The 12,120-nt window shown below is 41.9% G+C and carries 5 protein-coding genes and 2 pseudogenes; 2 read left to right on the top strand and 5 right to left on the bottom strand.

Annotation, left to right across the window (positions count from 1 at the left end; genetic code table 11):
* Nucleotides 1-238: 238 nt before the first annotated feature.
* Nucleotides 239-595, bottom strand: a pseudogene (locus V7K36_RS05695) (tryptophan synthase subunit beta); the annotation flags it as partial.
* Nucleotides 596-602: 7 nt separating this feature from the next.
* Nucleotides 603-1,097 (bottom strand): annotated as a pseudogene (gene trpA, locus V7K36_RS05690) (tryptophan synthase subunit alpha); the annotation flags it as partial.
* Between the two features lie 472 nt (nt 1,098-1,569).
* Here trpA and V7K36_RS05685 point away from each other — a divergent pair.
* A complete protein-coding gene (locus tag V7K36_RS05685; RefSeq protein ID WP_335113925.1) occupies nt 1,570-2,766 on the top strand; it encodes an MFS transporter in 1,197 nt (398 codons plus the stop codon).
* Between the two features lie 368 nt (nt 2,767-3,134).
* Entirely contained in the window at nt 3,135-3,992 is an 858-nt protein-coding gene (locus tag V7K36_RS05680; RefSeq protein ID WP_335113923.1) for a lysophospholipid acyltransferase family protein, read from the top strand.
* A 54-nt stretch (nt 3,993-4,046) separates the two neighbouring features.
* On the opposite strand, the gene V7K36_RS05675 is transcribed toward V7K36_RS05680, so the two are convergent.
* From V7K36_RS05675 to V7K36_RS05665, 3 genes are all read right to left on the bottom strand, one after another.
* Nucleotides 4,047-4,307, bottom strand: coding sequence for a MoaD/ThiS family protein (locus V7K36_RS05675; protein WP_335113921.1), 261 nt, complete (start codon nt 4,305-4,307; stop codon nt 4,047-4,049).
* Nucleotides 4,308-4,508: 201 nt separating this feature from the next.
* Complete coding sequence (locus V7K36_RS05670) at nt 4,509-6,047, bottom strand: hybrid sensor histidine kinase/response regulator (protein WP_335113919.1); 1,539 nt, start codon at nt 6,045-6,047, stop codon at nt 4,509-4,511.
* Complete coding sequence (locus tag V7K36_RS05665; RefSeq protein WP_335113917.1) at nt 6,047-12,013, bottom strand: hybrid sensor histidine kinase/response regulator; 5,967 nt, start codon at nt 12,011-12,013, stop codon at nt 6,047-6,049. The genes V7K36_RS05670 and V7K36_RS05665 overlap by 1 nt, the downstream gene beginning before the upstream one ends.
* Nucleotides 12,014-12,120 lie beyond the last annotated feature (107 nt).

The raw sequence follows: 12,120 nt of genomic DNA, 5'->3' as shown, positions 1-12,120 counted from the left end.
TGCAAATTTCCTAAAACTAAGCATTGGAGGTAGTATAGCCAGCAAGGCAATTCATAAAAATATAAAATCTCTTGAAAAACTTTATTATTCCATTAGATTTACTCTTCAGGCTTTCTACGTAAATTGAGTATAAAACGGCATTATAATATACTAAATATATTATACGTAGAAAAAAAATTTACCTGGCATCTAGTGTAAACGAATCTCAACTCATTATTTTACCATTTTGTCAATGCGTAAGTCCTAGAATAATTCCTTCCAATTGTGAAAGGCGTTTAAATGCTGCCAATGCCTGTTGGTCGGTGATGCTGTAATATTCAGCACGTCCAGTGTCCTTAAAATAACTGTGTTCGGGACCTACACCGGGATAATCTAATCCAGCACTGACAGAGTGGGCTTCAATAATCTGACCATCCTCATCTTGCAAAAGATAACTCATTGCTCCGTGTAAAACATTGACGCGACCAAGTGTCAGAGTTGCGGCGTGTTTCTCAGTATCCAGTCCTTCACCCGCCGCCTCAATGCCGATCAGGCCTACAGATGGTTCCCCGAGAAACTCATGGAACAGCCCAATCGCATTGGAACCGCCACCAACGCCAACCCAAGCGCTGTACAAAGGCACTACCCACAATCACAGCATCTGCTCCCCACTCCTTCATCTGATAAGCTTGTTTTGGGCTAGAGATGCCAAAACCAACACCAATGGGCTTGTTTGTCACACTACGGATTTCACTGAGTACATCCTTAACCCGCGTTTGCACCTGGGAACGCATACCTATGACACCTGTGACACTTACTAAGTAGATAAATCCACGGGATTGACGAGCGATCGCCTGAATACGCTCTGGGGAACTGTTAGGAGTCACTAACAATGTGACTTCAACCCCCACCGCATCAGCTAACTGGAGCAAATGACCTGACTCTTCTAAGGGCAAATCGGGTACAACTAAACCCTTGATTCCGGAATTTGCAACTTGCTTGAGGAACTGCTGCACACCCAGATTTAAAATTGGGTTGTAGTAAGTAAACAGGATAATAGGCGATCGCAAGCCACGAGTTACTGACTGCGCCATTTCCAAAACATCAGCTAAACGGGTTCTATAGAGGTAGGGAGCCATGGTTTATGCACAGGAGTGAATAAATTTATGCAAGATGGCAACCCAATCCCTAGCTGTCTAATTGGGATGCCAGAGCTTGAGACTCAATCACAAAGAGAAGTTCTTGATGTTGATTGAGTAAACCTTGTATCCCACATTCCGCACTTCAACCGGAAAAATACCCACATCAGTAGGCAAAATAAAAACCATTCCAACCAGCAACTGGGCTTAGGATAATTAAAGGTTTGGGAAAGAATTGTTTTAGCTTGTCTGGTTGGGGGGCATTAATTCTAAAAGGCTGCTCTATTTGCATGACGACTCGCACGCTTTTTTTTCTAAATATAAATTACCGAAGAACGGGAAACAGAGAAGGAGTAAAACAAGAGTTCCTCTCTTACTTCCTCAGCCCTTCCCCTTCTGCAAAAAGTCTATTCTAAAAGTGCGAAAACTCAAACTAGAGGAGAACATAGGAGTGGGCAGGTTAGCAAAGGATATAGCAGGCAAGACACCCGTCTCATTAGGACTGTTGGGCGCTGCTGCCTTCATGGTGATTGCTGATGCACGGGTGATTGACCCCCTGCTGCACATTATTGCTGACGAGTTTAAAGTGGGCGTTGGCAGTGCTGCGGTGATTATCTCGGCCTATACGATTCCCTACGGATTATTTCAGTTAGTCTATGGCCCACTAGGCGATCGCATTGGCAAAATTAAGGTAATTACAGTCGCACTGGCAGCATTTGCTATCGGTACGGCTGTTTGTGCCTTTGTGTCAAATATCGTCTTACTTACCTTACTGCGGTTTCTCACAGGGATGGCTGCTGCTGGGATCATCCCCGTCACCCTAGCTTATATTGGTGACAACTTTCCTTATGAAGAACGCCAAGCTGCAATCGGCAAGTATTTAAGTGCGCTAGTGCTGGGTCAAATCCTCGGCGGTAGTTTGGGCGGCATCTTTGGAGAATATATTGGCTGGCGTGATATCTTTCTCCTATTTGGGATCGTCTCCCTTGCCATTGCTGGACTTTTATGGCGGGGAATGCGCCATCTTAGCGATGGGCATCGTCCCCAAAGTCGCGTAGATGGCATCACATTTCGACCTTATTACCAACTATTGACCCAACCAATCGCCCGGACTGTAATTATCGGGGTGTTTGTGGAAGGTTTTTGCCTATTTGGGGCATTTGCTTACGTCGGCGCATTTCTGCGCGATCGCTATAGTCTAAGTTATGTAGCGATCGGGTTTATGCTCAGTGCTTTTGGATTGGGTGGACTGATTTACAGTCGCTCAGTTAAATGGTTTGTCAGGCGACTGGGTGAAATTGGTTTAATGGGCGTGGGAGGAGGCTTGATGTCTATCAGCTTCTTAGCGATCGCATTGTTACAAAACTGGATACTTTTTATCCCCTTAACTATTTTAATGGGATTGGGCTTTTATATGATGCACAACACCCTCCAGACCCAAGCCACTGAGCTTTCCCCGGAAGCACGAGGTACTGCTGTTTCGCTGTTCGTTTTCAACCTGTTTGTGGGACAGGGAATCGGCGCGGCAGTATTTGGTAAGATTGTAGATAACTTCGGTTACATTTATTGTTTTATTGTGGCTGGTATAGTGATCGCTCTGCTTTCTGCTTGGCTAGTCAAGCAGAAGCAAAAGAGCGATGAAAGCTAAATAGATCATTTCATAAATTTATAGGAAATTAAATTTGGCAATACCTTGCAATGTTAATGCGTAGGCTGGCATTGTTAACGTGTCGGATGGCATTGTTAATGCGTAGGCTGGCAATGTTAATACATCAGCTTGCATTGTTAATGCATCTCAATGCAATGCCAATGCATTCCCTTGGAATGTTAATGTCTTCCCCTGCATTACAGCTATTTTCGGGTAAATAGACCACGCAGTAAGGGCACAGCATTGCTATACCCTTACGACAGATGTGGTTCAAATACTTGAATTCTGCATTAAAAACGCTACGTTTTTACGCAAAACTGTACTAAGAAGGATTGTTTGACCTTTGCCAATCCTGTTAAAATGCATCGATGTCAAAAAAGCAACATCTCTTAAACAAAAAATCCGGTTGGTCTTTGGATGAGCGAGATCCAAAGTTCATAGAGTCTTTGATGCCCCTGTTGGGCTTTTTCTATCACTACTATTTCCGAGTTCAAACTAGTGGCTGGGATAATATTTCACCCCAAGAAAAAGTCTTATTTGTCGGTTCGCATAACGGGGGACTCGCTGCACCCGATATGACAATGGTAATGTACGACTGGTTTCGACGATTTGGTGTAGAGCAACCCGTTTATGGTTTAATGCATCCCAAAGCTTGGCAGGTTAGCCCACCACTAGCGCAACTGGTCGCCAAGGCTGGAGCAATCATCGCTCATCCGAAAATGGCTTACACTGCTTTGCGCTCTGGAGCTAGTGTGCTAGTTTATCCAGGTGGAGCCGAAGATGTCTTCCGACCGCATTATTTACGTAATAAAATCTATTTTGCGGGGCGGCAAGGATTTATCAAGTTAGCGTTGCGGGAAAATGTGCCGATTGTGCCTGTGATTTCCTGGGGTGCTCACGATACGCTGATTGTGATCGGTGACTGCTACAAAATTATGCAGCAACTTCATGAGTGGGGGATGCCTTGGCTATTTGGCATTGATCCAGAAGTTTTTCCGATCTATCTCGGACTGCCTTGGGGATTAGCAATTGGACCGTTGCCCAACATTCCATTACCTGTGCCCATGTACACGCGGGTTTGTCCGCCAATTGTATTTGAACGCTATGGTTCAGAAGCAGCCAGCGATCGCCACTATGTCAATGAATGTTATGAATTAGTTGTTAGTCAGATGCAGCAAGAGTTAGATCACTTAGTAAAGCTAACTGCTAAGTCGAATAGCAAGTGAAGAGTTATAAGTTTTGAATCTTTAACTCCAAACTCCAAACTCCTAACTATTTTGCTAGCCGCCGCTAACTGGTGGAATCAGCACGACTTCATCCCCATCTTGAAGTAGGGTATCTGGTTCGACAAATATTAAATTAATCCCAAAACGGGTGATGTCACGCCATTGGGAGAGTTCGGGGTGTTCAACTATGAGGCGATCGCATACTGATTTGACTGGCATACCATTGGGAAATTCCAGCACCAGTTCCGAAACCCTAAAGGCTTCTTGATAAGCAGCAAACAGTTTGACGGTAACGGTGATTGCAGATTTAGACATACAACATGCTTTGGCAGTACCAGCAAGTAGTTTAATATTTGACAAGCACCCTGAACTCTTGGGATTTATTATACATTACTAAGTAGATCATTTCACATCTAAATCAGAAGCTCCCCTTAACCCTTCGGGTATAACGGGAGAGAACGTTACATATAAAATATCTTTAATTTTGAATTGTTAACCCTTTCTGGTTCAGCTAAACTAATCGCAGCCAAAATGGTAGGGTGTCGCCAAAGCCAATTCTAGAGGATGCGATCGCATCGGAATTTTAATCATAAACTCTGTCCCTTGCCCAGGTGCTGAAAGGCACGTTATCTGACCACCATGTTTGGAGACAACAATTTCTTGACTAATCGACAAGCCTAAACCAGTGCCTCTACCTACGGGTTTTGTTGTAAAGAAGGGGTCAAATAGGCGATCGCGTACTTCCTGTGTGATACCGGGGCCAGTATCGCCAATCCAAATAGTCACAAACTCATTGTCAGTTACTTCGGTGCGAATCCGAATCGTACTGCGGCAAAAGTAAATTTCCTGGGGCGATCGATCTTTGTCATACTCCTCCACAGCATCAATTGCATTCGCTAATATATTCATAAACACTTGGTTGAGTTGTCCTGCATAACATTCCACAAGTGGTAGGTCGCCATACTCTCTAACCAGTTGAATACCTAGTTGGTTAGAACTGGCTTTAAACCGATTATGCAAAATCAGCAGCGTGCTATCTAGCCCAGCATGAATATCCACTGGCTTCATTTGGGCTTCATCTACGCGGGAAAAAATCCGTAACGACTGAATAATTTCGCGGATGCGGTCAGCCCCAACCTTCATCGAACTGAGCAATTTAGGCAGGTCTTGACTCAGAAATTCTAAATCTATTGCCTCAGTCAGCTTCTGAATTTCAGGTAGCGGTGAGGGAGTATATTTGGCATAGAGGTTCAAGAGTTTGAACAAGTCTTGGGTATATTGATAGGCGTGTGTCAGATTCCCATAGATGAAGTTGATGGGATTGTTAATTTCATGGGCGACACCTGCCACCAGTTGTCCCAGACTGGACATTTTCTCACTATGAACCAGTTGGCTTTGAGTTTCTTGAAGTTGGCGAAAGGCAAGTTCTAGCTGATTGGCTTGTTCTCGATAGCGTGCTTCTGATTCTTGCAATGCTTGCTCTGTAAAAATGCGCTCTTGGATTTCCTGTTGCAGCAGCTGATTAGATTGCCCAAGTGCAGCCGTTCTTTCTTCCACCCGTTCTTCTAACTCAGATGTCAGTTTTAAAAAAGCGTTCTCTGCTTTAGTTCGCTCTTGAATCTCCTGCTCCAGATGCACATTTTGCTCTTGCAGTCTCTTACTCAGATTTCGGATACTTAAATGGATTTTGACACGGGCTAAAACCTCTTCATGTTGAAGCGGCTTAGTGATGTAATCCACTGCCCCAAGATTCAACCCTCTGAGCTTATCCACCGTCTCAGAAAGCGCCGTCATAAAAATCACGGGGATGTCTTTAGTTAATTCTTTAGCTTTCAAGTGCTGGCAAGTTTCAAACCCGTCCATTCCGGGCATGAGTACATCTAACAAAATTAGATCGGGAAGAGCATATTCGATCTGCTCAATTGCATCCTCGCCATCCTGTGCCACCAATACTTGGAAGCCAGAATCAACCAAGAAATCGAATAACACTCCTAAATTGGTAGGGTTGTCATCAACTATTAGGATAATACCATTTTCAATGTTTGAAATACTCATTAATTTGCCCCTACCTTTTTTAGAAGTTCACGAATTTTTTTAACTTGAAAACCTTTAGCTAATTGACGCAACTCTAAATAAAAAGGTGCATATTTAACATCCAATTCTTCCAAGTGAATAACTTGCTCCACAATACCTTTGAGATCGCCTTTCATTGCTAAATTCAATAGAGCGGCAATTTCCTCCGCCGAGGGAGCTAGCAATGATTGTTGAGAATTTTCTTGTTTATTCCCTGTAGATACTTGACTTTCACCCTCTTCATAAATCGATTCCAGTTCTAAGTGAAGCCGTAGCTTTTCTAAAAGCTCTGTTATCCGGATTGGCTTAGGTAGAAAATCATTGCAACCTACCTCTTTACTTTTGTTGAGATCGAAATCAAAAACGCTGGCAGAAGTACCAATCACGATCACATTCTTTAGCTGAGGCGATCGCCTCAGCCGACGAGTAGCTTCCAAGCCACTCATTTGAGGCATCATCAAGTCCATTAAGATACAATCTGGATTCCATTCAGATGCCTTATTCAAACAATCTTGACCATCTATCGCTTCCACAATTTCAAATCCTAAAGGCGACAGCATCTTGACCAAAATTGAGCGATTTTCTGGTCTGTCATCTGCCACGATAACTTTCCGTTTATAACCGTTAAAACCTTTGATATTTCGTTGTTCTTCTTTAAGAATATCAGCGTATTGAGAAACTTCAGGCAAATCTAAATCAAAGAAGAAAATGCTCCCTTTCCCGAAAGTACTCTTCACCTGGATTTTGCCACCCATCATCTGAACTAATTGGCGGGTAATTGCCAGTCCCAATCCCGTTCCTTCTGCTTTGCGACTGTGATCTCCTACCTGCTGGAACGGTAAAAATATCTCTTCTAATTGCTCTGGTGCCATACCAACTCCTGTATCTTCCACCTGAAAGCGAATTTTATCTTCGTGATAGCCGACTTTGAAAGCTACGCCTCCAGTTTCGGTAAACTTAACGGCATTGCCCAGTAAGTTAATCAAAGCTTGACGCAACCGTTTTTCATCAGCCTTGACACCTGTAGGAAGTTGAGTAATTTGTTCAAAAATTAAGCAAATACCTTTTTGGTCAGCGCGGATACGGCAGATTTCGGCAATGCCTTGTAGAAATTCTGGAAAATGGAAATCCGTTGGATGGAGTTCCATTTTCCTCGCTTCAATTTTTGAGAGGTCTAAAATGTCATTGATTAGGTTCAAGAGGTGGTCGCCACACTGATAAATAATACCCACATTATCTTTTTGTGAGTTGGTTAAACTTTTGTCTCGTTTGAGGATTTGGGCGTAACCCAAAATGCCATTGAGTGGTGTTCTCAGTTCATGGCTCATGTTAGCGAGGAAATCACTCTTAGCCCGGTTGGCAGATTGTGCAGTTTCTTCTGCTTTTTGCAGATGCACATTTTTTTCCTGTAACTCTAGAGTTCGCTCTTGTACTTTGGCTTCTAAGTTAGTGTTGGCTAATTTTAAGTCTTTATAAAGACGAGCATTATCTATAGAAATCGCCGCTTGAGAAGATAACATTTGTAAGATTTCTAAGCGATCTGATGTAAATGCGGCAGTAGTGAGATTATTTTCTAAATAAAGGATACCACTAAGTTTTCCTTGATGGATGAGCGGTGTACATAAGATGGATTTGGGTTGATGAGAAAGTATGTATGTATCTGTAGTAAATGTTCCCTTACAAGTCGCATCGCTTAGTACAACATTTTCTCTGGTTCGGGCTACATAGTTAATCAAGGAAATTGGTAGCTGCTGACTAGTTGATACTGGGATTCCTTGTAGCACAGTTATATCGTTTTTGTCTACTCCTCCTGATGCTTCTATCAGCAACTCTCCTGATTTTTCTAAAATTAGGTAGCCTGTTTGAGCGCCAGCATTTTCTAGCACAATTGTCATTAATTTAGATAGCAACTTGCCCAAAAGTATTTCTCCAGAAAGGGCTTGAGATGCTTTGATAACTGTGGCTAAATCTAGCAAATCTGAAGCACTTTCAGCCGTAGAGCTAATTATCCGAGTCACGTCCGTACTGACGATTTCTCGCTTTGATATCCGAAATAGTTGAGGATATCTTTTTTCCAAGTCTTTGACTTTTGCCTTTGCTCCCCAGCGACCATATCCATAGTAGGCATCGTTGAGATAGATATTAGCAAGTTTCTCTCTGCCAGATGCAAAATAAAACTCTGCTGCTAGTTCCGAGGCTAGGGCTTCTTCCTGAATATATCCATGTTCTCTGGCTCCATTTATTGCTCGGTCATAAAACGCGATCGCTTTGATATCTTGTTCTAATACTCGCGCTTTTTCTGCCTCTACTAAATCGTACTTATGCTGATAGTTGGCAGGAGAATGCAACGCCCATTGCTTCATTTTTTTCTGATGCGCTGCCACTTGGCTGAGATATTGTTGGCGATCGCTTTTTGATGCGGTGCGATATAAAGCCAGAAGAGTCAGAGAGGAATAGAACTTGTGTTCGGCTTTGTACATCAGCCCTCGTCCGCCTTGTTCGTATTTTTCTGCCAGCAAGGCATCCTCAGCAGCGCGCTCGTAATTTTTAAATAAATAACCTAGAATCAATTTAGAAACATAGATAGGATAAATAGCCATATAATTATTGCTATTTATCAGAATTGGCAACATTTGATTTTCATCAAAACTTTCGCCGATTAATCGATATGGTTCCGCCGCTTTTTTAATTAAATTTAAACCTGTTTGTCGAATTATCTTAGCATAAATTGTTTGAAACTCTTGCTTGTTTTTTTGCATTAAAGCGATATAGTGTGCCTGTCTCTGGAGAACTATTTCTAGATTTTCACCTATAAAAAACAAATGCGTACAATAAAAACAAGCCGAATAAGAAGCATATTCTAAATCTCCTGTTTCCAACCCTCTTTGGACACCCTCAAGCAACGGTTCTATAGTATTAATAGCTGGCTCTTTCCAATGCCTGATAAAATAATTAAATGTTTCATAGATTTTCGCCGTCATTTCCTTAGCATTGAATTGATTCAATAGCTTTAAGCCTAGCTGACCGAATTTATAGCCAGAATCCATGTCTTCAAAAGCGCCACATAGGAACATTCCATAAAGTACATATGCATAAGCTGATAAAGGAGAATTTCCATCTTTGAGACAGAGATTGGTCATTTTAAAAACAACCTGTGGATAAAGTTCAGGAGCTGTAATATAAACCGGAGGAATCAGATTTATCAAGACTCGCAGTGCAGCTAATTTATAAGCATCAGTCATTTCTGGTAATTCTGCTAAATCCTCAATCTGTTTCCCTCCTAAATTCAATCTCGTCAATCTCCTTGGGGGTTTAACTGATAAAGGTAACCCTAGCATTTTCAACACTTGCAGCCCGGTATTTAACGCGGCTTGCATTTGGTTTTTAGCAATATAAAACTGCATTTTTGTCTCGGATACCTGGACTCGATCAAGCAGGGTTTTTGCCTGTACCAAAACTACATCAGAAAGCATTTCTGCTCGCTCGAAGTTGGTGTTGAGGAATTCTACTGCTGCTGTTTCTGCATAGAGGTTGAGTGTTAGGTTGTACTGACACTCCCAACTATTTGCTGCAAGGAGTCCCAAACCTGCATTTAAATACTTAACAGATGATTCATATGCTGTTGCTGCTTTCGCTTTCTGTCCAGCTATAAGATTGAGTTGAGCCAGTCTATCTTTTTGAGGCTGTTGAGTGATGAATTCAGCACCAATATTTAGTTGGTTGATAATCTCAAAGATGTTTTCTTCAATGTCCGTTTCTGAGGTATGTTTTAGTAGTAATTCACCAATTTTTAGGTGAGTCTGTTTTTTCTGGTCATCTGGGATGAGAGAATAAGAAGCTTGCTGCACCCGGTCGTGTAAAAATTTATAGGTGATGGGTGATGAGTTATGAGTAATGGGCGATGGCCTGTTCTCAGTCTCCATTTGTTCGCAGTCAAAAACGAGCGGTGTTTTGTATGAATTGTTTAGCGGTAGAACCAAACCTGACTCCAAAGCTGACCACAAATCTGCTGCTGTTTCTGACTGAGATGTTTTATTAATAATCGCCAACATATCTAAACTAAATTTGTCTCCAATGCAGGCGGCAAACCTTAACACATTCTGCGTTTTAGCAGATAGCTTTTGAATTTGACTGACCATCAATTCAACAACATTATCAGTTATATTAACTACCTTAATAACCTCAATATCCCATTCCCAAAAACCGCGCTCAAAGTTAAACGATAACAAGCTATCCTGATAAAGAGATTTGAGTAACTGAGTTAAGAAAAATGGGTTGCCTTGGGTTTTTAGAAAAACTAACTCAGCCAGTGGCTTTGCCTTTAAAATTTCAGTGCGAAGAGTATCGGCCACTAACTGCTTGACATGAGCGATATCCAAAAGCTGAAGGATAATGTTATTTACGATCGCACCAGTCTGTTGAATCTGCTCCAAGGTCTGAATCAAGGGATGAGTGGTACTTACTTCGTTATCTCGATACGCACCAATTAGCAATAGATATTGGCTATCTGGGTCGGTCATAATTAACTGGATAAGCTTCAGGGAAGCTGAATCCGCCCACTGTAAGTCATCCAGAAACAAAACTAGCGGATGTTCGGGTTGATTAAATACATGAATGAATCGTTGAAACACCCGATTAAATCGGTTTTCTGATTCAGATGGACCTAATTGAGGAACTGCTGGCTGCGGGCCAATAATCCGTTCTACTTCGGGAATAACATCGATAATTACTTGACCGTTGATGCCGAGGGCATCTATTAGTTTTGATTTCCAAACAGCTATTTGGTCATTGGTTTCCGTTAGCATCTGACGCATCAAATCTTGGAATGCTTGAATTAAGGAAGCAAAAGGAATATTCCGCTTGAACTGGTCAAATTTCCCGGATATAAAATAACCTCGCTGGCGCACAATCGGTTTATGAACTTCGTGAACTAAGCATGATTTACCGATACCTGAGTAACCAGAAACTAGCATCATTTCCGTAGTCCCAGAACTGACGCGATCAAATGCTTCTAACAAAGTAGCAACTTCTATTTCCCGTCCATAGAGTTTTTGCGGGATGGAAAATTGGCTATATGAATCTAGCTGACCGACAATAAAGTGGGAAATCTCGCCATCCGTTTGCAACTGAGTCAGACAGGTTTCTAAATCAGCTTTTAGTCCTAGAGAACTTTGATATCTATCTTCAGCAGTTTTAGCTAACAATTTCATTACAATGTCAGAAACTGCTGAGGGAGTTTTGGGATTTAACTCTTGAGGCGGTATTGGTGTTTTTGCAATATGGCAATGAACAAATTCCAGAGGGTCAGCGGCATTAAAGGGTAGCGAACCTGTTAGCATTAGATAAAAGGTAACGCCTAAAGAATAGAAGTCGGTACGGTAGTCAATTGACCGATTCATTCGTCCGGTTTGCTCCGGTGACATATAGGCGAGAGTGCCTTCTAGTAAATTGGGATTGCTGATATTTTGATTTTCTTTTTCTAAACGCGATGCAATACTGAAGTCGATGATTTTAACTTGCCCGGTTTCTGGATTAATAACGATATTGTCAGGTTTAATATCTTTATGAATAATCTTGGCTTGATGCAGTTGAGTGAGAGTGGACGCTAGCTGAATGGCTATTGTGAGAAATTCGGTTAATGACAATTGGCGATCGCTAATATACTTTTTCAGAGATTCTCCACCAAAGTCTGCCAAAATTAGGGCTAAACCATTATGATGATTTTCTAAAGCTAGGGACTTGACAATTCCTTCTATATCTACTATTATCTGTGATATTTTATATTCATGTCTTAGTCGGGTTAGTTCTTCGAGGCTGGGATACTCGGCTTTAAAGGCTTTAATGATCGCAAGGGTTTGATCTAACTGCTTGGAAGCGCGATAAATAACGGTATTGACACCTTCATGCAGAGCTTCAATAAAGTTGTAACCGGGAAGGACAGGTATCATTTTTCTAGGACTGAGTGGTAGGGTGAAGTGGACATGAAGCTAATAGGTAGTATCCACCACTGTCAAATAAAAGGACAATGAGGTGCTATCTTTAGCATTCCCAGCGA

The sequence above is a fragment of the Nostoc sp. genome (genome assembly GCF_036919555.1).
Taxonomy (GTDB): domain Bacteria; phylum Cyanobacteriota; class Cyanobacteriia; order Cyanobacteriales; family Nostocaceae; genus Nostoc.
Note: the sequence above shows the minus strand (reverse complement) of the source record. Positions and strands in the feature narration are given on the sequence as shown.

Coding starts and splice junctions, on each gene's coding strand:
- V7K36_RS05675 (WP_335113921.1), bottom strand. CDS start 4,307: ATGTCTAAATCTGCAATCACCGTTACCGTCAAACTGTTTGCTGCTTAT.
- V7K36_RS05665 (WP_335113917.1), bottom strand. CDS start 12,013: ATGATACCTGTCCTTCCCGGTTACAACTTTATTGAAGCTCTGCATGAA.
- V7K36_RS05670 (WP_335113919.1), bottom strand. CDS start 6,047: ATGAGTATTTCAAACATTGAAAATGGTATTATCCTAATAGTTGATGAC.
- V7K36_RS05680 (WP_335113923.1), top strand. CDS start 3,135: ATGTCAAAAAAGCAACATCTCTTAAACAAAAAATCCGGTTGGTCTTTG.